This is a genomic window from Staphylococcus pragensis (assembly GCF_004785665.1).
GTDB classification, from domain to species: domain Bacteria; phylum Bacillota; class Bacilli; order Staphylococcales; family Staphylococcaceae; genus Staphylococcus; species Staphylococcus pragensis.
Window position 1 is genome coordinate 248,405 of the sequence record NZ_SRPJ01000001.1, and the last position, 23,323, is coordinate 271,727.

Annotated in this window: 27 protein-coding genes; 20 read left to right on the forward strand and 7 right to left on the reverse strand. The window is 33.6% G+C overall.

The annotated features are described in order from the left end of the window. The first annotated feature begins 187 nt into the window (after window positions 1-187). From E2558_RS01280 to E2558_RS01300, 5 genes are all read left to right on the forward strand, one after another. Entirely contained in the window at window positions 188-1,036 is an 849-nt protein-coding gene (locus E2558_RS01280; RefSeq protein WP_126565187.1) for a DUF72 domain-containing protein, read from the forward strand. 13 nt (window positions 1,037-1,049) lie between these two features. Further along, on the forward strand, window positions 1,050-1,877 hold the full coding sequence (locus E2558_RS01285; protein ID WP_126565188.1) for a sulfite exporter TauE/SafE family protein: 828 nt from the start codon (window positions 1,050-1,052) through the stop codon (window positions 1,875-1,877). A 21-nt stretch (window positions 1,878-1,898) separates the two neighbouring features. Further along, entirely contained in the window at window positions 1,899-3,218 is a 1,320-nt protein-coding gene (locus tag E2558_RS01290) for a bifunctional metallophosphatase/5'-nucleotidase (RefSeq protein WP_126565189.1), read from the forward strand. A gap of 313 nt (window positions 3,219-3,531) precedes the next feature. Then, window positions 3,532-4,452, forward strand: coding sequence for a lipoyl synthase (gene lipA, locus E2558_RS01295; protein ID WP_126565190.1), 921 nt, complete (start codon window positions 3,532-3,534; stop codon window positions 4,450-4,452). A gap of 101 nt (window positions 4,453-4,553) precedes the next feature. Next, window positions 4,554-4,949 (forward strand): YutD family protein, encoded by a 396-nt coding sequence (locus tag E2558_RS01300; protein WP_126565191.1) that lies wholly within the window; start codon window positions 4,554-4,556, stop codon window positions 4,947-4,949. A gap of 70 nt (window positions 4,950-5,019) precedes the next feature. On the opposite strand, the gene E2558_RS01305 is transcribed toward E2558_RS01300, so the two are convergent. Further along, window positions 5,020-5,286: a DUF3055 domain-containing protein gene (locus E2558_RS01305; protein ID WP_126565192.1), complete on the reverse strand. Its 267-nt coding sequence runs from the start codon at window positions 5,284-5,286 to the stop codon at window positions 5,020-5,022. A gap of 100 nt (window positions 5,287-5,386) precedes the next feature. Between E2558_RS01305 and E2558_RS01310 the strand changes: the two genes are divergently transcribed. The 8 genes from E2558_RS01310 (at window position 5,387) to dltD (ending at window position 12,248) form a co-directional block, all read left to right on the forward strand. Further along, window positions 5,387-5,821, forward strand: coding sequence for a DUF86 domain-containing protein (locus E2558_RS01310; protein WP_126565193.1), 435 nt, complete (start codon window positions 5,387-5,389; stop codon window positions 5,819-5,821). Next, window positions 5,821-6,612, forward strand: a complete 792-nt coding sequence (locus E2558_RS01315; RefSeq protein WP_126565194.1) for a TIGR01457 family HAD-type hydrolase — start codon at window positions 5,821-5,823, stop codon at window positions 6,610-6,612. Before E2558_RS01310 ends, E2558_RS01315 begins: the two co-directional genes overlap by 1 nt. A 17-nt stretch (window positions 6,613-6,629) precedes the next feature. Beyond that, entirely contained in the window at window positions 6,630-7,592 is a 963-nt protein-coding gene (locus E2558_RS01320) for a 2-hydroxyacid dehydrogenase (protein ID WP_126565195.1), read from the forward strand. A 420-nt stretch (window positions 7,593-8,012) separates the two neighbouring features. Then, the gene (locus tag E2558_RS01325) at window positions 8,013-8,138 is read left to right on the forward strand and encodes a teichoic acid D-Ala incorporation-associated protein DltX (RefSeq protein WP_103297667.1); all 126 of its coding nucleotides are present in this window, start codon (window positions 8,013-8,015) and stop codon (window positions 8,136-8,138) included. A 14-nt stretch (window positions 8,139-8,152) separates the two neighbouring features. Continuing rightward, window positions 8,153-9,610 carry a D-alanine--poly(phosphoribitol) ligase subunit DltA gene (gene dltA, locus E2558_RS01330; protein WP_126565196.1) on the forward strand — a complete coding sequence of 486 codons (1,458 nt, stop codon included), beginning with the start codon at window positions 8,153-8,155 and terminating at the stop codon, window positions 9,608-9,610. After that, window positions 9,607-10,821, forward strand: coding sequence for a D-alanyl-lipoteichoic acid biosynthesis protein DltB (gene dltB / locus E2558_RS01335; RefSeq protein ID WP_126565197.1), 1,215 nt, complete (start codon window positions 9,607-9,609; stop codon window positions 10,819-10,821). Before dltA ends, dltB begins: the two co-directional genes overlap by 4 nt. Before the next feature lie 15 nt (window positions 10,822-10,836). Beyond that, window positions 10,837-11,073: a D-alanine--poly(phosphoribitol) ligase subunit 2 gene (gene dltC, locus E2558_RS01340; protein WP_103297646.1), complete on the forward strand. Its 237-nt coding sequence runs from the start codon at window positions 10,837-10,839 to the stop codon at window positions 11,071-11,073. Continuing rightward, a complete protein-coding gene (gene dltD / locus E2558_RS01345; protein WP_126565198.1) occupies window positions 11,070-12,248 on the forward strand; it encodes a D-alanyl-lipoteichoic acid biosynthesis protein DltD in 1,179 nt (392 codons plus the stop codon). The genes dltC and dltD overlap by 4 nt, the downstream gene beginning before the upstream one ends. Before the next feature lie 567 nt (window positions 12,249-12,815). Here the strand turns inward: dltD and E2558_RS01350 are convergent. Then, complete coding sequence (locus E2558_RS01350; RefSeq protein ID WP_002433501.1) at window positions 12,816-13,058, reverse strand: NifU family protein; 243 nt, start codon at window positions 13,056-13,058, stop codon at window positions 12,816-12,818. Window positions 13,059-13,161: 103 nt separating this feature from the next. Here E2558_RS01350 and E2558_RS01355 point away from each other — a divergent pair, with 103 nt between their 5' ends. After that, window positions 13,162-13,494, forward strand: a complete 333-nt coding sequence (locus E2558_RS01355; RefSeq protein WP_103297644.1) for a YuzD family protein — start codon at window positions 13,162-13,164, stop codon at window positions 13,492-13,494. Window positions 13,495-13,549: 55 nt separating this feature from the next. Here E2558_RS01355 and E2558_RS01360 read toward each other — a convergent pair whose 3' ends face one another. Further along, window positions 13,550-14,614: an NAD(P)/FAD-dependent oxidoreductase gene (locus E2558_RS01360; protein WP_126565199.1), complete on the reverse strand. Its 1,065-nt coding sequence runs from the start codon at window positions 14,612-14,614 to the stop codon at window positions 13,550-13,552. Window positions 14,615-14,947: 333 nt separating this feature from the next. Between E2558_RS01360 and E2558_RS01365 the strand changes: the two genes are divergently transcribed. The 6 genes from E2558_RS01365 (at window position 14,948) to E2558_RS01390 (ending at window position 20,772) form a co-directional block, all read left to right on the forward strand. Further along, on the forward strand, window positions 14,948-15,193 hold the full coding sequence (locus E2558_RS01365) for a YuzB family protein (RefSeq protein ID WP_126565200.1): 246 nt from the start codon (window positions 14,948-14,950) through the stop codon (window positions 15,191-15,193). 12 nt (window positions 15,194-15,205) lie between these two features. After that, window positions 15,206-15,565, forward strand: coding sequence for a HesB/IscA family protein (locus E2558_RS01370; RefSeq protein WP_126565201.1), 360 nt, complete (start codon window positions 15,206-15,208; stop codon window positions 15,563-15,565). A 529-nt stretch (window positions 15,566-16,094) separates the two neighbouring features. Continuing rightward, window positions 16,095-17,303 carry an NAD(P)/FAD-dependent oxidoreductase gene (locus tag E2558_RS01375; protein ID WP_126565202.1) on the forward strand — a complete coding sequence of 403 codons (1,209 nt, stop codon included), beginning with the start codon at window positions 16,095-16,097 and terminating at the stop codon, window positions 17,301-17,303. An 83-nt stretch (window positions 17,304-17,386) separates the two neighbouring features. Further along, a complete protein-coding gene (locus E2558_RS01380) occupies window positions 17,387-18,862 on the forward strand; it encodes a M17 family metallopeptidase (protein WP_126565203.1) in 1,476 nt (491 codons plus the stop codon). Between the two features lie 189 nt (window positions 18,863-19,051). Continuing rightward, window positions 19,052-20,371: a Na+/H+ antiporter family protein gene (locus E2558_RS01385; protein ID WP_126565204.1), complete on the forward strand. Its 1,320-nt coding sequence runs from the start codon at window positions 19,052-19,054 to the stop codon at window positions 20,369-20,371. Window positions 20,372-20,391: 20 nt separating this feature from the next. Beyond that, window positions 20,392-20,772, forward strand: a complete 381-nt coding sequence (locus tag E2558_RS01390; protein WP_126565205.1) for a PaaI family thioesterase — start codon at window positions 20,392-20,394, stop codon at window positions 20,770-20,772. 160 nt (window positions 20,773-20,932) lie between these two features. On the opposite strand, the gene E2558_RS01395 is transcribed toward E2558_RS01390, so the two are convergent. From E2558_RS01395 to E2558_RS01410, 4 genes are all read right to left on the reverse strand, one after another. Continuing rightward, a complete protein-coding gene (locus tag E2558_RS01395) occupies window positions 20,933-22,096 on the reverse strand; it encodes an NAD(P)-binding domain-containing protein (protein WP_126565206.1) in 1,164 nt (387 codons plus the stop codon). 122 nt (window positions 22,097-22,218) lie between these two features. Further along, window positions 22,219-22,575, reverse strand: a complete 357-nt coding sequence (locus E2558_RS01400) for a Na+/H+ antiporter subunit G1 (protein WP_126565207.1) — start codon at window positions 22,573-22,575, stop codon at window positions 22,219-22,221. Beyond that, on the reverse strand, window positions 22,553-22,843 hold the full coding sequence (locus tag E2558_RS01405; protein WP_126565208.1) for a Na(+)/H(+) antiporter subunit F1: 291 nt from the start codon (window positions 22,841-22,843) through the stop codon (window positions 22,553-22,555). The genes E2558_RS01400 and E2558_RS01405 overlap by 23 nt, the downstream gene beginning before the upstream one ends. Continuing rightward, on the reverse strand, window positions 22,843-23,322 hold the full coding sequence (locus E2558_RS01410) for a Na+/H+ antiporter subunit E (protein WP_126565423.1): 480 nt from the start codon (window positions 23,320-23,322) through the stop codon (window positions 22,843-22,845). The genes E2558_RS01405 and E2558_RS01410 overlap by 1 nt, the downstream gene beginning before the upstream one ends. Window position 23,323 lies beyond the last annotated feature (1 nt).

Genomic DNA, 23,323 nt, shown 5'->3' on the forward strand with positions numbered 1-23,323 from the left:
TTCTGCTGTTACGTATTCCGCTTCCTCGATTGAAAAGGGTTTTTCAATTTTTTATACATTTTATTAATAACATTAAGTATCGAGTATGGGGGAGTGCATTTTCCAAAATAATAAGAAAATGTAAAGTTAGTATTGAACAAGTGATAACTTAAAAATGAATATGGTATCATAAAGCTGGTGATAAAAAATGATTAATATAGGTCTTACTGGATGGGGAGATCACTACTCATTGTATGAGGATATGGAGCGACAATCGGATAAGTTAAAGACATATTCAGGGCACTTTCCGCTTGTTGAACTTGATGCCTCTTATTATGCCATCCAACCAGAACGAAATATACAGAAGTGGATTAAGGAAACGCCAGATCGCTTTGAATTTGTCGTGAAAATTCATCAAGCATTGACACTGCATGCCGATTATAAAGCGTTTGCCGATTCACGACAAGAATTATTTGAGCAATTTAAACTGATGCTTCAACCGTTGATTGAACATCGTAAATTGGCAATGGTGTTAGTGCAATTTCCACCATGGTTTGATTGTACAACGCAGAATATTAATTATATCTTGTATGTACGAGAACAACTAAAAGATATTCCTATGTGCGTTGAATTTCGACATCAGTCTTGGTTTAATGAACAATTTAAAGAACAGACGTTAGCGTTTTTAACTGAACATCAGATTATTCATGCAGTTGTAGATGAACCTCAAGTGAAAGAAGGTTCGGTCCCATTAGTTAATCGTATTACCGCTGATAAAGCCTTTGTACGTTATCACGGTAGAAATAAGCAAGGATGGACGAAAAAAGATATGACAGATCAAGAATGGCGAGATGTCCGTTATTTATATGATTATAATAAGGAAGAACTTACAGATTTAGCGAAAAAGGTTAAAATATTAGAACAGAAAGCTAAAAAAGTTTATGTGGTATTTAACAATAACTCGGGTGGCCATGCTGCACAAAATGCGAAAGTGTATCAAGATATACTAAATATAGAATACACGGGCTTAGCCCCACAACAATTGAAATTATTCTAAGAGGCGAAATATAGTGTTATTGACAATTATTTTATTAATTTTAATCGGTTTATTATCAGCTGTACTTGGGTCACTGGTAGGGATAGGTGGCGGCATTATTATCGTGCCAACACTAGTGTATTTAGGTGTTAATCATGATTTGTTACATGGGATTACCACTCAAATCGCAATAGGAACATCTTCAGTCATTTTAATTGTTACAGGGCTGTCTTCTTCTATTGGATATTTGAAAACGAAGCAAGTAGATATTAAAAATGGTTCTATCTTTTTATTTGGTTTACTACCGGGATCATTAGTTGGGTCATTTATTAGTCGATATTTGACGCTAGACTCTTTTAATTTATACTTTGGTATTTTTATGATTTTAGTTTCTATTTTACTTATGGTACGTCATAAAATTAAACCATTTAAAATTTTCGATAAAGAAAAGTACCGCAAAACGTATATTGATGCTGATGGGAAAACATATCATTACAGTGTGCCACCATTCTTTGCGTTTTTCGCAACGTTATTTATTGGTGTGTTAACTGGATTATTTGGTATAGGTGGCGGTGCGTTAATGACACCACTAATGCTGATTGTCTTTAGATTTCCACCTCATGTCGCAGTGGGTACAAGTATGATGATGATTTTCTTCTCAAGTGTAATGAGTTCGATTGGACATATTATTCAAGGACACGTCGCATGGTCGTATTCAATTGTCTTAATTATTTCAAGTTACATAGGTGCCCAAATCGGTGTACGTGTGAACCGCTCTATTAAGTCAGAAACAGTAGTGACGTTATTACGTACTGTAATGTTGATTATGGGTATATATTTAATTATTAAATCTTTTCTTTAAATAAATATAGGGGGAATTTAAGTGAAGTTAACTATTTATCATTCAAATGACATTCATAGTCATTTAAACGAATATGCACGCATCACATCATATATGGCGGAACATAGACCTAAACTTCAACATCCCTCGTTATATCTAGATATTGGCGACCACGTAGATTTATCGGCGCCAGTCACAGAAGCCACTTTAGGTAAGAAGAATGTAGAACTACTTAATGCAGCACATTGCGATATTGCCACAATCGGTAACAATGAAGGCATGACGATTTCTCATGAAGCGTTAAACAATTTATATAATGAAGCTAAATTTGAAGTCATTTGTACCAATGTAATTGATGAAGAAGGACACTTACCTCATAATATTGCAACATCGACTATTAGAGAAATTGAAGGTGTGCGCTTTTTATTTGTAGCAGCGACAGCACCATTTACACCATTTTATCGGGCGTTAGATTGGATTGTGACAGATCCTTTAGAAGCGATGAAAGACGAAATTGCACAACGACATGGTCAATATGACGTACTTATCGTCATGAGTCACGTTGGTGTCTTCTTTGATGAGAAATTATGCCAAGAAATTCCAGAGATTGACGTGATTTTAGGTAGTCACACCCATCACCATTTTAATGAAGGTGAAATTAATAATGGTGTGTTAATGGCTGCTGCTGGTAAATATGGATACTATTTAGGTGAGGTCAACTTAACTATTGAAGATAAGAAAGTCGTGTCGAAAGAGGCGGTTTTACATCCTGTCGAAACGTTACCATTAGTGGAGACAGATTTTGAAAATGAAGGCAAAAAACTTTTAAGTGACCCAGTGATTAATCATCCAGTGAAACTACTTGGCAAAACTGATGTTATTACAGAAACAACATATTTATTAGCTGAGAGCGTATTTGAATTCACAAATGCAGATTGTACCATTATTAATGCAGGATTAATCGTTAATGGAATTGAAGCGGACAAAGTAACAGAATACGATATTCACAAAATGTTACCACATCCGATTAACGTGGTCAGAGTGAGACTTAAAGGTGCAGATTTGAAAAAAGTCATCATTAAAAGTCAAAAACAAGAATATATGCATGAACATGTCCAAGGTCTTGGATTTAGAGGCGATATCTTTGGCGGTTACATCTTATATAACTGTGGCTTTATTGAATCGGAAGATCGTTTCTTTATTAATGGAGAGGAAATCGAAGATGACGGCAATTATATTTTAGGTACTGTAGATATGTATACATTTGGTCGCTATTTCCCTCTATTAAAAGGGAAATCAATTGATTATTTAATGCCAGAATTTTTACGAGACATTTTTAAAGAGAAATTGCTAGACAAGTAAATAAATCATAAAAAATTTAATACCTTTTCATAAATAAAAGTGAAAACCAATAAGATTGTTAAATAAGTTTTCTATTGTTCTAGATGGATTTATGTGAAGAGACTGTAAGAAAACGCTTCTCAATCAAGAAACCATAATGCGTAATGAAGGGAGTTTACTATGCGTAAATGACCAAATTACGCATAAGGTGACGAAGAGTGAAAGTGTTTGTCTACAGTCTTTTATTTTAATTTTATAAGTTATTACATTTTAATTTAATGTAAATTTCGTTATAATAGGAAAAGATAGATTATACAGGAGGGTATGCGTTGTTATGGCTACTAAAAATGAAGAAATCTTACGTAAACCAGATTGGTTGAAAATAAAGCTTAACACGAATGAGAACTATATTGGCCTCAAGAAGATGATGCGAGAAAAAAATCTACATACAGTATGTGAAGAAGCTAAATGTCCAAACATACATGAATGTTGGGGAGCTAGACGTACTGCTACGTTTATGATCTTAGGAGCTGTATGTACAAGAGCATGTCGTTTCTGTGCGGTAAAAACAGGGTTACCAAACGAATTAGACTTAAATGAACCAGAACGTGTAGCAGAATCAGTAGAATTAATGAATTTAAAACATGTTGTTATTACAGCAGTTGCTCGTGATGACTTAAGAGATGCAGGTTCTAACGTTTATGCTGAAACAGTGCGTAAAGTACGTGCGCGTAATCCGTACACTACAATTGAAATCTTACCATCAGATATGGGTGGAGATTATGAAGCACTTGAAACATTAATGGCTTCAAAACCAGATATTTTAAACCACAATATCGAAACAGTTCGTCGTTTAACGCCAAGAGTTCGTGCGCGTGCGACTTATGATAGAACTTTAGAATTCTTACGTCGTTCTAAAGAATTACAACCAGATATCCCAACTAAATCAAGTTTAATGGTTGGTTTAGGTGAAACATTAGAAGAAATCTACGAAACAATGGATGATCTTCGTGCTAATGATGTTGATATCTTAACAATTGGTCAATATTTACAACCATCACGTAAGCATTTAAAAGTAGAAAAATATTATACACCATTAGAATTTGGTAAATTAAGAAAAGTAGCTATGGAAAAAGGTTTCAAACATTGTGAAGCTGGCCCAATGGTACGTAGTTCATATCATGCTGATGAGCAAGTAAATGAAGCAGCTAAAGAAAAACACCGTTTAGGTGAAGAACAATTACAACAAAAGTAATTAAAAACGTTTAAATAAAACAATTTAAGAACTTAGGTTGCACATTTCAAATGAAATCGTGTAATCTAAGTTTTTATTATATGGAATAAAGGTGACAAGTGATGATTAAAGTAGATCAGCAGTATTTTGAATTAATTGAAGATTACAGAGATTGCTTTGATGAAGAACTCTTTGCCTCAAGGTATTCTGATATATTAGATAAGTATGATTATGTAGTGGGAGACTTCGGTTATGATCAGTTACGTTTAAAAGGCTTTTATAAAGATTCAAATAAAAAATCAGAGATATCTAAACGTTTCTCAAGTATTCAAGACTATATCTTGGAATATTGTAATTTTGGATGTCCATATTTTGTAGTCAGACATTTATCTAATAAAGAAATGGCACAGTTAAATATGGAACAAGAAGAAGTAATCGCTGACAAAGAAGATAAATTACATGATGTAAAAATTAAACCAACTATTCAAAACGTCGAAAAGCAACGCAATGATGAATAAGCATGGAAAAAAGGAAGTGGAGCAGAAATCTTTTGAGAAAAACGATTTGTGTCCGACTTCCTTTTTATTTTTATTGGATAACTTGGTTAAGGTATTCAATAATTTCATCACTTTCTTCTTGAGTCACGCCTAAAATATGCGCAATATAACCTTCTTCTTCAATATCATCAGTTCCAATAATGCCAAATTTATTGGTTTGCATATTCAAAACAAGCGTTTTACCATAATGACGGTCTGTTTGTACTAACATTAAATCATAACGACTATGTTCACCAACAAAACCTACAAATTGCACTTGGCTTTGTTCTTCATCATCGTATAAAAACATATCTATCATAAGAGTAGAACTCCTTTTTCTCATTTTTAAATTAAGTATAACGACAAATGAAGACCTATGCAAAACTGTGATATGATAGAGATATTAAGAGGTGACTGATATGTATTTTGTTGATAAAGATAAATTAAATTTAAAGCTTAACTATTTAAATCAATTAACTCAAGACTATGAAGCAAATCAATCAAATCATTATGCTTTTGAGCGTATTGCTCAAATGTTAATTGAGTCTTCAGTAGATATAGGTAATATGATTATTGATGGTTTTATCTTAAGAGATCCAGGCAATTATAAAGATGTGATTGATATCTTGGAATTAGAGGGTGTCATTACTAAAGAAACACAACAGCATATTAATGAAACCGTAGAGGTTAGAAAGCAGTTCGCTCATAATTATACTGAGCTTGATAGTGATGCGATTCAACCACTTTTTGATAAAGCATTACCTTATTATGAACAATTTATTCAAGAAGTCATGCAATTTCTTGAAAAAGAAAATGTTCCAGTCACTGCTTTCGGAAAGGGAGGCAACCAGTAATGAAAAACTATAAAGGTTATTTAATTGATTTGGATGGCACGATGTACTTAGGAACAGATGAAATTGATGGTGCAGCTCAATTCATCGATTACTTAAATCAAAATGACATCCCACATTTATACGTAACGAATAACTCTACTAAAACACCCGAAGAAGTAACTCAAAAATTAAAAGAAATGAACATAGATGCTAAACCTGAGGAAGTTGTAACATCTGCGTTAGCCACTGCTAATTACATTGCTGAAGAAAAAAGTGATGCTACTGTTTATATGCTTGGCGGTAGTGGATTAAGAACTGCTTTAACTGAGGCAGGATTAACTGTTAAAGATGATGAACATGTAGACTATGTAGCGATTGGTCTAGATGAAAAAGTAACTTATGAAAAATTAGCTGTCGCAACTTTAGCGGTACGCCAAGGTGCGAAGTTTATTTCTACGAACCCTGATGTTTCAATTCCTAAAGAGCGTGGGTTCTTACCTGGTAACGGTGCTATTACAAGTGTGGTAAGTGTTTCAACTGGTCAACAACCACAATTTATAGGTAAACCTGAGCCGGTCATTATGGATATTGCCTTAGATATTTTAAAACTTGATAAATCAGATGTTGCGATGGTTGGTGACCTTTACGATACAGACATTATGTCAGGTATCAATGTAGGGGTAGATACAATACATGTTCAAACAGGCGTGACATCATATGAAGAATTACAAGAAAAAGATCAACAACCAACGTACTCATTTAAAGATTTGAATGTTGCAATTGAAGAATTAGAAAAAGCAGCAGAAGAATAAAAAGGAGTGCCGGAGTTATGGATAAAATATTAGTCACACGCAAAATTCCTGAAAAATTTGTTCAACAGTTAAAACAACTTGGTGAAGTTCAAATGTGGGACGAAGAATTTGAGCCCATTCCGAGAGAAACATTTTTAAAAGAAATAGAAGAGGCAACTGCTTGTTTTATTACACTAAGTGAGAAGATAGATGAAGCATCCTTGAAGCAAGCTAAGCATCTCAAAATCATTGCGAATATGGCAGTCGGTTATGACAACATTGATATAGATAGTGCGACGAAACATAATATTGTCGTTACGAATACACCAGATGTATTAACTGAAACAACGGCGGAATTAGGATTTACATTAATGCTTACCGTTGCACGTCGTATTATTGAAGCAGAACATTATGTTCAAGAAGGCAACTGGAAAAGTTGGGGCCCTTATTTATTATCTGGAAAAGATGTCCATGGTTCGACGGTAGGTATTTATGGCATGGGAGAAATTGGTAAAAGTTTTGCACGACGACTTCAAGGTTTTAATACAGACATTTTGTATCATAATCGTTCAAGACATAAAGATGCTGAGCAAGAACTCAATGCCCAATATGTATCATTTGATGAGCTGTTAGAACGCAGTGACTTTGTCATTTGTACAGCGCCATTGACTAGTGAAACAGCGAATAAATTTAATGGGACTGCATTTTCAAAAATGAAGAACGATGCTATCTTTATCAATATTGGTAGAGGGGCTATCGTTGATGAAGAAGCGTTAATTGAAGCGCTTGAATATCGTCAAATCGCTGGGTGTGGTCTTGACGTTTTACGCGAAGAATCTATTAGGCTAGATCATCCATTGCTGAAAATGAAAAATGCAGTGATTTTACCGCATATTGGTAGTGCTTCAGTGGTGACAAGAGATCGTATGATTCAACTATGTGTCGACAATATTAGAGCGGTCATACATGGAGAACAACCGTTAACTCAAGTTCATAAATAAAAATAAAAACTTCTTATTCTCTATATTGTTTTGTATAGGAGAATAAGAAGTTTTTCATTTTCAGAATCTAACAGTTTTGTTAGACTTTATGTAATTGTGATAAAGCATATTTAGTACTATTATAATTATTATCATTTACGTTCGAATTAAACGAATAAATACGATAGTTGTTTTGTAATTCATTTTGAAAAATAATCCTCTATAACACAATTTGAACAAATATGTATAAAAAATATACTGAAAAAATAGTTTGCTTTAAAAAATTATATTGCTTATAATGAAGTGTAAAAATAAAATATTAAAATTATATTTTGTGATTTCAACTTCTTTCTGGGAAAAGCTTTTAATAATATTTATAAGTCATTCATAGTGAGGTGCGATACGCCATTGAAAGAAAAGAAAACAAATACTAGTAAAGGTATGCTTTATTTCGAAAAAGCTAAGCCTTATTTATTAACGATATTATATTTAGCGATTTTTATAGCACTGTACCTAATATATGGTTCAGGCGATACACAGAATAATTTCATTTACAATGAATTCTAATAAGGAGTTAAATTATGTCAGATATTATCAATTTAATTAATGACTTTGGTCAAAAAAATCCTGACCGTATAGCGATTAGACATAAAGATGATGAATTAACTTATCAACAATTAATTGATGAATCAAGCAAGTTAGCACATTTGCTTCAAGATACACAAAAACCATTGGTCATTTATGGTCATATGTCATCTTATATGTTAGTAGGGATGATAGGTGCAATTAAAGCTGGTTGTGGTTATGTACCAATTGACACATCTGTGCCTCAAGAACGTGTACAAATGATTATTGAAAAAGTCCAACCACAATTTATTTTAAATACATCTGAAGAAACATTAGAAAATCATTCAGCGCAAGAGATAACTGTTAATGATATTCAACAATCAGAGAATCCAACTATTTTTGATAGTCAAATGTCTCCAAACGATGTGGTTTATACTATCTTTACTTCTGGTTCAACTGGTGAACCTAAAGGTGTACAAATTGAATATGCTAGTTTAGTAGAGTTTGCAAAATGGATGGTATCATTAAATGAATCAAATGAGCCTCAAGAATGGCTTAACCAAGCGCCTTTCTCATTTGATTTATCTGTAATGGCAATTTATCCATGTTTAACTTCTGGTGGAACTTTAAACTTAGTAGATAAAGAAATGATTAATAAACCTAAATTATTAAACGAAATGTTGGTTAATACGCCAATTAATGCGTGGGTATCAACACCTTCATTTATGGAAATGTGTTTATTACTTCCAAACTTAAATGGAAATGATTATCCAAGTTTAAATCATTTCTTCTTCTGTGGGGAAATCTTACCGCATAGAACTGCTAAAGCATTAGTGGATAGATATCCAGATGCGATTATCTATAATACTTATGGTCCTACAGAAGCAACTGTTGCTGTAACTGGTGTGAAGATTACACCTGAAATTCTTGAACAATATAACCCACTACCAGTTGGAGTAGCTAGACCTAACACATCTTTATCAACTACAGATGAAGGCGAACTTGTTATTAAAGGAAACAGCGTAAGTTTAGGTTATTTGAAAAATAAAGAAAAAACAGAAGCGGTATTCAATTTTGAAGATGGCATTCGCACATATCATACAGGCGATAAAGCAGTTGAAAAAGATGGTCATTGGTTTATCCAAGGACGTATCGATTTCCAAATTAAATTAAATGGTTACCGTATGGAACTTGAAGAAATTGAAACACAATTACGTCAATCACAATATGTGAGGGAAACAGTCGTTGTACCAATTTATAAAAATGACAAAGTGGTATATTTAGTGGGTGCAGTAGTACCAACTGAAAAAGTGGAAAATGATTTAGAAATGACAAGAACAATTAAATCCGAGCTAAAATCTCGCTTACCTGAATATATGATTCCGAGAAAATTTGTTTGGATGGAACAACTTCCATTGACTTCTAATGGGAAACTAGATCGTAAACAAGTTGCAAAGGATATTGACGCATGATTCCTTATGGTACGTTTACCTTCTTCTTAATTGCGTTTATTGTACTTTTACCTGTGATTATACTCGGGTTTTTAGGTAAGCGAAGCTACATCTATAATGGTATTAGTACTGCAATTATGATTGTTATCATTTTTGCTTCAGATAAACATAACTTATTTGGTAATAAATATTTAAGTATTCAATTACTCAGTTTTGTTATTTATCTAATTTGGCAAGTGGCATTAATTATGGCTTATTATAAGTCACGCCAAAAGAACAACACATTTAGTAAATTTGTCATAGTAATGATTTTATCTATTTTACCGCTTGCGATTGTTAAAGTATTACAAAGTTCATGGTTAGGCGGACATCAAATTCATTTTCATGAGCATAAATTAATTGAATTTGTAGGATTCTTAGGTATTTCCTACGTTACTTTCAAAAGTATTCAACTTATCATGGAAATTAGAGACGGTTCAATTAAAGAGATTAAAGTAGGGAAATTAATTCAATTTATTTCATTCTTCCCAACAGTATCTTCTGGACCAATTGACCGTTATAAACGTTTCGTTAAAGACGATAAAAAAGTGCCAACTGGAGATCAATATAGAGAAATGGTATTAAAGGCCATTCATATGATTATGCTTGGTTTCCTATATAAATATATTATTGCGTATTTAATTAACGTATATGCAATTCAACCATTAACTATGGACTTACACGGTTTTACACATAAATGGTTATACATGTATGCGTATAGTTTCTATCTATTCTTTGACTTTGCAGGTTACAGTTTATTCGCTGTAGCTGTGAGTTACTTGTACGGTATTAACACACCACCTAACTTTAAACAACCATTCAAAGCACGTAATATTAAAGACTTCTGGAATAGATGGCATATGTCATTATCATTCTGGTTTAGAGACTGTGTATACATGCGTACATTATTCTATATGTCACGTAAGAAATTAATGAAGAACCAATTTGCAATGTCTAATTTTGCATTCTTCTTAAACTTCTTTATTATGGGTGTGTGGCATGGTTTAGAAGTATTCTATATTGTTTATGGTATCTATCATGGATTGATGTTTATCGGTTATGGATATTATGAACGTTGGAGAAAGAAACACCCACCTCGTTGGCAAAATGGTTTCACTACTGCTTTAAGTATTATCATTACATTCCATTTTGTAGCATTTGGATTTTTAATCTTTTCAGGAAAATTAATATAAAAGGAGTAATTAATTATGGAATTTAGAGAACAAGTATTAGATTTATTAGCTGATGTTGCGGAAAACGATATTGTAAAAGAAAACCCAGACGTAGAAATCTTTGAAGAAGGTATTATTGATTCTTTCCAAACAGTTGGTTTATTACTTGAAATTCAAAATAGATTAGGTATTGAAGTATCTATTATGGACTTTGATCGTGATGAGTGGGCAACTCCTAATAAAATTGTTGAAGCATTAGAAGAATTACGATGAAATTAAAACCGTTTTTACCTATTATTATCAGTGGCTTGTTATTTTTAGCGTTTGTGCTAATGCCGGCAAGCTGGTTTACTGGCTTAGTATCAAATAAGACAGTCGCTGATAATAGAATTTCTTTAACAGATCAAGTACTTAAAGGTACGCTCATTCAAAATAAACTGTTTAGCAGTGACAAGTATTATCCAATTTATGGTTCAAGTGAATTGAACAAACAAGATCCATTTAACCCAGCCCTTGCATTACATCATAGAAAAGGGACGAAACCTGTCTTCTTAGTAGGTACAGGAGGCAATACTGATTTAATCAATGCGATTGAATTGGCAGGTCAATATGACCAGTTAAAAGGTAAAAAAATGACGTTTATCATTTCACCGCAATGGTTTAGTACTCATGGTGTGAATGATAGGGACTTTGCAGCACGTACAACAGCAAATCAAATTGATCAGATTTTCCAACAAAAAGATATGCCTGCAGAATTAAAGCAACGTTATGCTAAGCGTTTATTACATTTTAAAAGTGCTTCAAATAAAGCATATTTAAAAGAACAGGCTAAACACCCTGGAGATGTGAAAGGACAATATGTTTCTAAGTTTAAACAGAATCAGCTTCTTAAAATTGAAGCGATTAAATCTTATTTCTCTTTAGATAAATCACCATTAGAGCATGTTCATCCTATTACAGAACCTAATGTATCTTGGGATACTATGCGTGAAAAAGGGGTACAATTAGGAGAAAAACGTTCAACTTCTAATAAGTATGGTATTCGTAATGAATATTGGAAACAATTAACAACTAAGAAACCAATGAATCATCGTAAATATGAGTTCAAAATGAACTCTCCTGAGTTTAAAGATTTATCATTACTTGTAGACACAATGCATCAAGCTGGTGCGGATGTTCAATATGTCATTCTACCAGTTAACGGTAAATGGTATGACCATTTAGGCATTCACCGTTCAACTCGTGAACCTGTTTATAACAAGATTCATAAAACTGTAGTTGATCATGGTGGTAAAGTTTACGATATGTCTGATAAAGACTATGAAAAGTATGTATTAAGTGACGTAGTGCATGTAGGTTGGAAAGGTTGGGGCTATATGAACCAACATATTGCGCAACACATGCAAGATAATAACTCTAAAGATGAAAAGCATCATCAACATCATTAGAATGAGTAACTATAAACGTATTAGTAAAGACTGTCGACAAAGTTTTTAACTTTGTTGGCAGTCTTTCTTTTTATTGAAATACCATATGTGTAAAGGCGTTCTAAGATAGATATTTACTTGCTTAAGTTATTTCGCTTTCTGATGGGAAAGGCACGTGCCTGTAGTCCTGCAAAGTAGTTCTTAGGTAGATATTCACTTGTTTAAGTTGTTACGCTTTCCGGTGGGAAAGGCTCAAGCCTGTAGTCTTGAGGCTCTTTCTTTTCCACCAGGAGTCTTCACAACTACACTTCGTAATCTACCTTAGAACTACTTACGTAAGTGTTTGAACACTTACGTTCATCAATCACTTTAAACCCCTCAGGCGTCACTCAACTACGTTCCATAATCCATTTTAGAATTTCTTACTTAAGTGTTTTAGTACTTATGTTAATTAAAACTATTCCTAGCACAACCACCTTTGCAGTTTGTCTTTATAATGTCTTTTCATCATTAGTATTTATAAAATAAAAAAGTCATAGGAGGGAGCGTATGCTCTTTCCTATGACTTTTGTTTATATATGAGGCGTTTTAGAAGACTTGTTCTACTTCGATAACGCCTGGAACTTCTTCGTGTAATGCACGTTCAATACCAGCTTTTAATGTGATTGTTGAGCTTGGACAAGTACCGCAAGCTCCGTGTAATTGTAATTTCACGATGCCGTCTTCAACATCTACTAATGTGCAGTCTCCGCCATCACGTAATAAAAAAGGACGTAAACGTTCAATAACTTCAGCTACTTGATCAAACATTGTTGCATTCTCAGTAGGCATGAGATATGTCTCCTTTCAAGTAAATTACTTCATAAATTCATTATTAATTTATTATAATAGATAAAGAAAGAAAAATCTATAAAACAAAACGGGGGATTTAAGTATGACTAAAGTGAGTGTTGTCGTATACGGCGCAGATGTTGTCTGTGCAAGTTGTGTAAATGCACCAACTTCTAAAAATACTTACGAGTGGTTGAAACCATTACTAGAACGTAAATATCCAGATATTAATTTTGAATATACGTATATTGATTTTCAAAATGAAACGGAAAATCTTAGCGATCATGATCAACAATATATCGAGCAAATTGAAGAAGATGAACTCTTCTATCCATTAATTACAATGAACGACGAATATGTCGCAGACGGCTATATTCAAACGAAGCAAATCACAAATTTTGTGGATAAGCATTTTGCAAACAAAGATAATGAATAGTTAGATAAAAAGCGCAATTCTCATTCAATAATGAATGGAAATTGCGCTTTAATAATTATCCGTTATGATATTTATATAACCATAGTACGCCTGATTTAAGGATATGTGCTAAACGCCCTGTAACGGTGCGATCCATAATATAGGCGAATCCTTTTTTCTCTCCTAATGAACCTAAGAAACCTTGAACTTTAAGTTCTGGCATTTTTTCGGGAAGGGGTTCACTATTCCATTGCTTTTTAAGTACTTCTGCAATTTGGTCGCCTTGAACTTCGGCTAATTGCGCACTCGGTGCATGTGGTAAATCTGCGCAATCTCCCACGACATATACATTTCTATATGTAGGAACTTGATGATATTGGTTGATAATCACGCGACCACTTCGATTAATATCAATGGGTAAATTTCTTACAATTTCAACTGGTTGAATACCCGCTGTCCAAACAACTAAGTCGACTTCTTCTGGTGTACCACCATTATAAATTTTACCAGGTTCAACTTTATCAATAAGTGAATTTGGAACTACTTTAACATTATTTTCACGGAACCATTTCGCAATATAATTACTTAACTTTTCAGGGAAATTTCTTAAAATACGTTCGCCACGGTCATACAAAATGACTTCTAAATCTTCGCGACTTTCACGTAATTCACTAGCCAATTCAATTCCACTTAAACCAGCACCTACGATACCTACGCTAGCACCTTTAGGTAATTCACTAATACTATGGAAAGTTTCACGCGCTTTAGATAATGTTTGAATACTATGTGTGTATTCTTCAGCGCCTGGCACGTTATGATATTTGTCTTCACAACCTAAGCCAATGACTAACTCATCGTAATCTACTTTAGTGTTTCCAACTGAAACAATTTGAGATTCTAAATCGATATCATTAATTTCCCCGTAAATTGTATTGATTCGATCAGAGTCTGGAAAGTTCATACGTACATCATTATCAGATTTTGTTCCTGCCGCTAAAGCGTAAAACTCTGGTTTTAATCCATGAAATGGCATGCGATCGATAAGTGTTAATGTGTAATCTTGAGGAAGCGCATCAGGAAGAATACGTGACATAATACGCATATTACCATAGCCGCCACCAAGCAATACTAAATTTTTCATATGCTATACCCCTTTTTATATTTTTATTTCCGTAAAATATTAGATAATTAATAGATTAATTTACCTCTGAATGTGTTGAATAAATAGAAAATATGGTAAATTACGCCATCGTTATTTTATTGCCCCTTACAATAAAATACACGATTTATGTATAATTTTATTATATATGTTTTTCAAAATGACTACAATCAAATGTATGATACAAACAATTAGCTAGCAATTTCGATTATTATGATGAAATAATTAAATTGTAAGTTTATTGAGCTAGGGCAATGCAAGGCCTTAATTGATTTGTTATAATAGTGTAATTAAAAATGAAGAAGAAGGTGAAGTATGTTTCCATTAGTCGAGTTCTGTATTTCGAATATGGCCAAAGGCGGAGACTACGTTTACGATAAATTAGAAAACGACCCAGATGTAGATGTATTAGAATATGGATGTTTAAACAACTGTGGCGTTTGTTCATGCGGGTTGTATGCATTAGTCGATGGTGATACTGTTGAAGGTGATACACCGGAGGATTTATTAAATAATATTTATAAACACATTGAAGACAATGATTTTACAAACTTATTATAGGAGGAATTGATTATGCCAACGGTAACACTAACAGAATCTGCTGCTTATGAAGTTAAAGATATGTTGAAAAGTAATAATATGGAAGATGGCTATTTAAAAATTAAAGTCAACGGTGGAGGATGCACTGGTTTAACATATGGTATGTCTGCTGAAGAACAACCTGGAGAAAATGACGAAGTATTAGAATTCTACGGTTTAAAAGTTTTAGTAGATAAGTATGATGCGCCTGTATTAAATGGTACGACAATTGATTTCAAACAATCACTAATGGGTGGTGGTTTCCAAATTGATAATCCAAACGCCATTGCTTCATGTGGTTGTGGTAGTTCATTTAGAACAGCGAAAGTTGCTGGAAATCCTGAAAATTGCTAATTAAGACTATAGACAAACCCTTTCACTCTTCGTCAACTTATGTGTAACTTACTTATTTACGCGTAGTAAAATCCTTTCGTTACCCATTTGATTACCTTGATTGATAAGGGTTTTCTTTCAGTCTGCATACTTTAAACAATAATATAGTTGCTAATTGATTATTTGAAAAATGAAGATAAATTTTCTCAAAGAGTTCTAAAATTATAATAAAAAAATTTATATGTAATTATTTAAAGTATAGTCCTGTTGTCGCTTGAAAATGTAATGTAAAAACTATAAAATTAAATATGGATTGAACTTTGTCTTTTTTGTGAATGAAAGTTCATAAAAAATATATTGGAAGATAAAAGTGTTGATTAGGACTATAAATGGGGATGAACAATTAGGTTAAGTGCAAAGTTTTTAATGAATTAGCAGACTGATAAATGATGTTAAATGATTCATGAGAGGTCTGAACTTTGTTATGTTCTGAAATTTGTAGCCTTTATCTACATTTAAGAAAATACTAATGAAAGCTTAGGTGAATGAAATGGCTCAAGATCGTAAAAAAGTACTTGTTTTAGGTGCTGGTTACGCAGGTTTACAAACAGTAACTAAATTACAAAAAGAACTTTCTGCTGATGAAGCGGATATCACTTTAATCAACAAAAACAAATATCACTATGAAGCTACTTGGTTACATGAAGCTTCAGCTGGTACATTAAATTATGAAGATTTAATCTACCCAATCGAAAGTGTTATTAAAGAAGATAAAGTTAAATTTATCAACGCTGAAGTAACTAAAATCGACCGTAATGCTAAAAAAGTAGAAACTAACCACGGTATCTACGATTACGATATTTTAGTAGTAGCTTTAGGTTTCGAAAGTGAAACATTTGGTATCGACGGTATGAAAGACCACGCATTCCAAATTGAAAACATCGAAACAGCTCGTAGATTATCTCGTCACATTGAAGATAAATTTGCAAACTATGCTGCTTCAAAAGAAAAAGACGATAAAGATTTAGCTATCTTAGTTGGTGGTGCTGGTTTCACAGGTATCGAATTCTTAGGTGAGTTAACTGATAGAATTCCAGAATTATGTAACAAATATGGCGTAGATCAAAACAAAGTAAGAATTACTTGCGTTGAAGCTGCTCCAAAAATGTTACCAATGTTCTCTGATGAATTAGTAAACTACGCTGTAAACTACTTAGAAGATCGTGGCGTTGAATTCAAAATCGCTACTCCAATCGTTGCTTGTAACGAAAAAGGTTTCGTAGTTAAAGTTAACGACCAAGAACAACAATTAGAAGCTGGTACTGCTGTATGGGCTGCTGGTGTTCGTGGTAGCAAATTAATGGAAGAATCATTCGAAGGCGTTAAACGTGGCCGTATCATTAATAAACAAGATTTAACAATCGAAGGTCATGACGATATCTTCGTAATTGGTGATTGTTCTGCATTCATCCCAGCTGGTGAAGAACGTCCATTACCAACTACAGCTCAAATCGCTATGCAACAAGGTGAACACGTTGCTAAAAATATTAAAAATATCTTAAACGGTCAAGCTACAACTGACTTTGAATATGTAGACCGCGGTACTGTATGTTCATTAGGTGCTCATGACGGTGTAGGTATTGTTTACGGCAGAGACATTGCTGGTAAAAAAGCTGCATTCATGAAAAAAGTTATTGATACTCGTGCAATATTCAAAATCGGTGGCGTAGGCTTAGCATTCAAAAAAGGTAAATTCTAAGTTGTCATTTTAAAAGTATAATATTAAGCCTCTTGCTACTCAGCAAGAGGCTTTTTTTGAAATTAAAGAGGAGTGAGTAGTAAATGGTCAATTTCACTAATAACAACAGCAGTTCAACTCAGGAAGAAGTTCTCATCTTAGGTTTACCGGACCATATTAACCAATTAGGTACTATCAACTATAATAATGAAGATTTAACACAACGTATTGATACATATCGTCATCATCATATTATTGGCAGTACTTTAGGTAAAATATCTTCAACGCTCTTATCACTTGAAAATGACTCTAAACGCTTAATAACGGTAGGTTTAGGTAATTTAAAATCACTAAATTATGCAGAATTATTGAAAGCGTTCGGTCATTTGTTTCAATTTTTAAAAGAAGAAGGCATTACAAGTGCAGATGTACTCTTTGAGACGTTCATCTCTAAACAAGTGAATCAAGAAAAAGTAGCGGAAGTCTTTGGATTACAAAGTGAACAAGCGATTTATGTGTTTGATCATTATAAATCGAATAAGACTGCACCTTATCAATTAGATTTAAATATCATTTCAGAAAATGAACATTTAGTCTCAGAAATTGAAAAAGGTGTAATAGTAGGTCAATCTATTAATCTAGCTCGTGACTTCAGTAATATGCCTCCTAATATTTTAACACCGGCCTATTTTGCTGAACAAATTGAACGTCATTTCGCAAAAACTAAAGTTGAAGTAGATATCAAAGATGGTGACACACTATTAGCAGAAGGCTTTGGATTAATTCATGCAGTGGGAAAAGGCTCTGAGAACCAGCCAAGAGTGATTACCTTAACTTATAACGGAGCTCAAAATGACATGCCTCCTATAGCACTCGTCGGCAAAGGTATTACTTATGATTCAGGTGGTTACAGTATTAAATCTAAAATAGGCATGCAAACGATGAAATTTGATATGTGTGGCGCAGCGAATGTGGTAGGGATGATTGAGGCAGCATCACGACTTGAGCTTCCAATTAATATCGTTGGTGTGATTGCATCTGCTGAGAATATGATTAATCATAACGCAATGAAACCAGATGATGTGTTCACAGCGCTTAATGGAGAAACAGTGGAAATGTTAAATAGCGATGCGGAAGGCCGATTAGTCTTAGGAGATGCGGTCTTTTATGCCAACCAATTCAAACCAAGCCTCATTTTAGATTTTGCGACATTAACAGGTGCAGCAGTGGCTGCATTAGGCGAAGATAAAGCAGCCTTATTTAGTTCAAACGCGGATAATGCTATTCAGGAAATATTGACGAGTGCTAAAGCAGTAGATGAGTTTGCTTTTGAGTTACCAATCACGAGCACTGAACAGCGCTTAATTCGTAATTCAGACGTGGCAGATTTAGTTAACCATACTAATGGCCAAGGAAAAGCATTGTTTGCTGCAACCTTTGTAACGCACTTTAGTGGAGAAACACCACACATACATTTTGATATTGCAGGACCAGCTACCACAAACGTAAAGAGTTATAGAGGGCCAAAAGGACCTACTGGTAGTATGATAACTACAGTAGTCAATTGGTTACGCCAATAAAGTCAGTTTGATTAATGGTAGGCTCACTTTACATGATAGAACCAAAGCTAATGTTAAATAGCTTTGGTTCTTTATTTTTCACATGAAAAGTTTTCAAACGCACATATTGACAATAATGAGACGACTTGGTATGATAGTTCACATAATCAATCGCTTTAGTTCGGTAGAGTGTTAAAGGATGTGGAAACTATGTTAAATGCAGTAGTGATTGCTGTCATTTTAATGATTGTCTTGTGCCTATGTAGGCTTAATGTAGTGATAAGCTTATTTATAAGTTCACTAGTAGGCGGATTAATTTCAGGTATGAGTCTAAATAAAGTGATTAGTATTTTTGGTAAGAATATTGTAGACGGTTCAGAAGTGGCTTTAAGCTATGCTTTATTAGGTGGTTTCGCCGCACTTATTTCATATAGTGGGATAACAGATTACCTTGTAAATAAAATTATACGTGCGATTCACACTGAAAATAGTCGACTTTCAAGAGTTAAAGTAAAAATTATTATTATCGTTGCACTTCTTGCAATGAGTATTATGAGTCAAAACTTAATTCCAGTACATATCGCTTTTATTCCTATTGTGATTCCACCACTTATTAGTCTGTTTAATGATTTAAAAATTGACAGACGTTTAATTGGTTTAGTAATAGGCTTCGGATTATGTTGGCCATATGTTTTATTACCTTATGGGTTTGGTCAAATTTTCCACCAAATTATTCAAAGTGGTTTCCAAAAAGCACATCACCCTATCGAATTTAATATGATTTGGAAAGCAATGATTATTCCATCTATGGGTTATATCGTAGGTTTAATATTAGGTATGATTGTTTATCGTAAACCTCGTGATTATAAGACGAAAGCTTATGTTGACAACGAAGATACAGTGACTGAAGTGAAACCATATGTATTAGTGGTCACAGTAGTAGCTATCTTAGCTACTTTCTTAGTACAAACATTCACGGATTCAATGATATTTGGTGCATTAGCAGGGGTACTTATCTTCTTTATCTCTGGCGTATATAAATGGAATGAATTAGATAGCCAGTTTGTTGAGGGTATCAAGATTATGTCATTTATTGGTGTCGTGATTCTTTCTGCCAATGGTTTTGCAGGTGTAATGAATGCCACTGGTGATATTCAGAAGTTAGTCAGTAGCTTAACGGAAATTACGAGTGGACATAAATTAATTAGCATCATTGCTATGTATATTATTGGGTTAATTGTAACTTTAGGTATTGGTTCATCATTTGCGACTATCCCAATCATTGCTACATTATTTATTCCACTAGGTGCCTCACTTGGTTTAGATAGCATGGCATTAATTGCATTAGTAGGTACAGCCAGTGCATTAGGAGATTCTGGTTCACCAGCAAGTGATTCAACATTAGGACCAACTGCAGGATTAGCAGTAGACGGCCAGCATGATCACATAAGAGATACATGTATCCCGAATTTCCTTTTCTACAATATACCTTTAATGATTTTTGGTACAATTGCAGCTATGGTATTATAGTTGTAAATGAGGTGAAATAGATGACCAATTTATTAGAAACCTTTGAAATGAAAATTGAAGAAACATCGAACGGTAAAGTTGTCGTATCTATGCCTGTTACCGATAAAGTGAAGCAACCATTTGGTTATTTACATGGTGGCGCGACGATTGCATTAGGTGAAACAGCGTGCTCTATCGGTGCAGCAAATTTAATTGATACTAACCACTATATCCCATTAGGGTTGGAAATGAATGCGAATCATATTCGCTCTGTAAAAGAAGGGCGAGTGACGGCAACGGCTACAATTATCCATCAAGGTAGTACAACGCACGTTTGGAATATTGAAATCAAAAGTGACAATGACCAATTGATTAGTATCATGAGAGGTACCATTGGCATTAAACCTTTAAAAAATAAATGATATATGTTAAAAAAGTGACTGGGACAATCAGCCTACTTTATCATTTTGGCAGTAGCTGACTGATTTGAAAATGCGCTTAAAGCAAGCTTTTTTCAAACCTAGTCATCCTTGCCGGGGCAGAACGACGAAATTATTTTAATTTCTGTTCTGCTCCCTTTTTTTATGCAAATTTATCCTTAGAATAATTTAATTTTTCGAAAGCGTTATAAATTCGTTGAGCTGCTTCTCTGCCTCCCATTATATTTCTAGCAAATGGTCCTAACTCTAAGTCAGCTAATCCTCCAGCTACAAACAGTTGAGGTAACCATTCTAAATCAGAAGTTATATCAGGCAAACCACATTGTGTGAGAGGTGCTTGTTCGTGTTGAATTAAAGATTGAACCATCTTTTGATTTAATAGGGTAGCTTGGAAACCTGTGGCTAATAGAACGAAATCATAAGGTGTGGACGATGTTTCTGTGATAATTTGATGATTTTCAAGTCTTATAATCTGATCGTGATGTATGATTAAACGACCGTTTTGAACATGCTTTTTCAAACGTAAATACAACTCTTGTGGCATCGAACCTTTGTGGCGTGCTTGAGAAATGACTTCCATTCGTTTTTTAGAAGATGTGATTTCCAAGAAAGGCCCCATATTTTTAGGGCCTAACCATCCTGGATCTGCATCAAAGTGATGAATATCAATATCTTTATTCATCCATAGATGAACGATTTTATCAGTAGATTGGTTCAATAATTTAAGCGTTAAATGAGCTGCTGAAATACCACTTCCAACGACATGCGAACTTTGATTGTACATCGCTGGATTAAATTCTTTCTCGAAAATGTGACAAACGTCGCTTTCATTTTCAAAAAGAGAAGGAATATAAGGTCGATGATTACACCCTTGAGCTAAAACCACACAATCTGTATGTAAAATTTGAGAGTTAGCCAATGTAATCGTCCATTTTGAGTCAGTACGAGCAATTTGATTTACGTAGCCTTGAAGATGGCAATCATTTAAACGATAGCGATGCACTAATTCATGAACATGATGCATAAACATATCTGTTTGAGGACGTTGATAGCGTCCATATGTAGCATTTGTATAGTGTTGATACTTCGCAAATTGCTTTAGATGAAATGGATTGGGATGAATATGATGAACGATAGGTGAGCGTAAAAAGGGCATACTAATTCTATGAGTGAAGTCATTGAATTGTTCACATAAAGATGAATAAGGATCAATAATGGTTAAGTGATCAATTGAAAGACCTGCTTCACGTAATTTAATTGCGATGGTTGTACCTTGAATGCCACCGCCGATAATAGTCCAATGCATAAGAACACTTCTTTCCTTATAAAACATAATTATTACGATTTATGATAGCATAAGTCCCTTTAGATGACAATCATTTAAAAAGCTCTAGTCGAAGATTATTCAACTAGAGCTTTAAATTTAAATTATATTTTCTTGTCTTTAAATTCGTCTTTGATTTCATCAATTTTAGTATCTTTAGTATAAGGTGTTTTATTATTATAAGCGGCTCTCATAATTAAATGACTTGAAAGAGGACCGGTAATAAAAATAAAGATAATACCAAAAATCAATTGCATATTAATATACTTTTCAGTACCAATAAAGTATAAGAAGGTACCAAATAGTAAGAACATAGCGCCTAATGTTGCCGACTTACCTGCAGCATGTCCACGTGAGTAAATGTCTTTCAAACGTATTATACCAATAGCAGTAACGACACTGATGAATGCGCCAGCAATAACGAATAGAATAGATAAGCTAATCATGATTGTTGATATCATGTTCAATCACCTTACCTTTATCTATATATTTTGAAAATACTGCTGTACCTAAAAATGCTAAAATACCGATTAATAAGATCGTTACTAGTAAATATTGAGCGCCTATGAAAATACTGTATAGAGCAACGCATGCCATTAATTGTAAACCTACGGCATCAAGCGCTAAAATTCTATCGGCTAAAGTAGAGCCTTTAATAATGCGAATAAATATAGCTAACATAGAAAGTACGACCACAATAAGTGCAATTAGCATAATGAATTTTACCATTAGTCTTCGCCCACCTCTCTAACCACTTTTTCAAGGGATGATTTAATCCCTTCAACTTCTTCTTCCTTCGTACTAAAATCAATCGCATGAATATAAATCTTAGTTCTATCATCGCTAATACCTAATACGACTGTTCCTGGCGTAAGTGTGATTAGATTGGATAATAACACAATTTGCCAATCTGTTTTTAAATCAGTGTGATACGTAAAAAATCCAGGTTGATTTTGTAGTTTAGGTTGTAAAACAATCTTTAATACATCAATGTTTGCTTTAATTAATTCTATAAGAAATACAATAATTAGCTTGATGATTTTATAAACTTTAATTAAATAAAATTTACCAGGTAACGCTTTATTAAATAAATAAACAATTCCTAAACCAAGTAGAAAGCCTAACAATAAATTATTTAATGTGTAACTTCCACTTAGAAATAACCAAATAAATGCTAAAAGAAAATTTAAGGTAATTTGAATGGCCATC

Coding starts and splice junctions, on each gene's coding strand:
- E2558_RS01390 (WP_126565205.1), top strand. CDS start 20,392: ATGACCAATTTATTAGAAACCTTTGAAATGAAAATTGAAGAAACATCG.
- lipA (WP_126565190.1), top strand. CDS start 3,532: ATGGCTACTAAAAATGAAGAAATCTTACGTAAACCAGATTGGTTGAAA.
- E2558_RS01310 (WP_126565193.1), top strand. CDS start 5,387: ATGTATTTTGTTGATAAAGATAAATTAAATTTAAAGCTTAACTATTTA.
- E2558_RS01365 (WP_126565200.1), top strand. CDS start 14,948: ATGTTTCCATTAGTCGAGTTCTGTATTTCGAATATGGCCAAAGGCGGA.
- E2558_RS01380 (WP_126565203.1), top strand. CDS start 17,387: ATGGTCAATTTCACTAATAACAACAGCAGTTCAACTCAGGAAGAAGTT.
- dltC (WP_103297646.1), top strand. CDS start 10,837: ATGGAATTTAGAGAACAAGTATTAGATTTATTAGCTGATGTTGCGGAA.
- E2558_RS01400 (WP_126565207.1), bottom strand. CDS start 22,575: ATGATATCAACAATCATGATTAGCTTATCTATTCTATTCGTTATTGCT.
- dltD (WP_126565198.1), top strand. CDS start 11,070: ATGAAATTAAAACCGTTTTTACCTATTATTATCAGTGGCTTGTTATTT.
- E2558_RS01355 (WP_103297644.1), top strand. CDS start 13,162: ATGACTAAAGTGAGTGTTGTCGTATACGGCGCAGATGTTGTCTGTGCA.
- E2558_RS01280 (WP_126565187.1), top strand. CDS start 188: ATGATTAATATAGGTCTTACTGGATGGGGAGATCACTACTCATTGTAT.
- E2558_RS01385 (WP_126565204.1), top strand. CDS start 19,052: ATGTTAAATGCAGTAGTGATTGCTGTCATTTTAATGATTGTCTTGTGC.
- dltA (WP_126565196.1), top strand. CDS start 8,153: ATGTCAGATATTATCAATTTAATTAATGACTTTGGTCAAAAAAATCCT.
- E2558_RS01360 (WP_126565199.1), bottom strand. CDS start 14,614: ATGAAAAATTTAGTATTGCTTGGTGGCGGCTATGGTAATATGCGTATT.
- E2558_RS01350 (WP_002433501.1), bottom strand. CDS start 13,058: ATGCCTACTGAGAATGCAACAATGTTTGATCAAGTAGCTGAAGTTATT.
- E2558_RS01405 (WP_126565208.1), bottom strand. CDS start 22,843: ATGGTAAAATTCATTATGCTAATTGCACTTATTGTGGTCGTACTTTCT.
- E2558_RS01410 (WP_126565423.1), bottom strand. CDS start 23,322: ATGGCCATTCAAATTACCTTAAATTTTCTTTTAGCATTTATTTGGTTA.
- E2558_RS01370 (WP_126565201.1), top strand. CDS start 15,206: ATGCCAACGGTAACACTAACAGAATCTGCTGCTTATGAAGTTAAAGAT.
- E2558_RS01315 (WP_126565194.1), top strand. CDS start 5,821: ATGAAAAACTATAAAGGTTATTTAATTGATTTGGATGGCACGATGTAC.
- E2558_RS01305 (WP_126565192.1), bottom strand. CDS start 5,286: ATGATAGATATGTTTTTATACGATGATGAAGAACAAAGCCAAGTGCAA.
- E2558_RS01300 (WP_126565191.1), top strand. CDS start 4,554: ATGATTAAAGTAGATCAGCAGTATTTTGAATTAATTGAAGATTACAGA.
- dltB (WP_126565197.1), top strand. CDS start 9,607: ATGATTCCTTATGGTACGTTTACCTTCTTCTTAATTGCGTTTATTGTA.
- E2558_RS01395 (WP_126565206.1), bottom strand. CDS start 22,096: ATGCATTGGACTATTATCGGCGGTGGCATTCAAGGTACAACCATCGCA.
- E2558_RS01325 (WP_103297667.1), top strand. CDS start 8,013: ATGCTTTATTTCGAAAAAGCTAAGCCTTATTTATTAACGATATTATAT.
- E2558_RS01375 (WP_126565202.1), top strand. CDS start 16,095: ATGGCTCAAGATCGTAAAAAAGTACTTGTTTTAGGTGCTGGTTACGCA.
- E2558_RS01320 (WP_126565195.1), top strand. CDS start 6,630: ATGGATAAAATATTAGTCACACGCAAAATTCCTGAAAAATTTGTTCAA.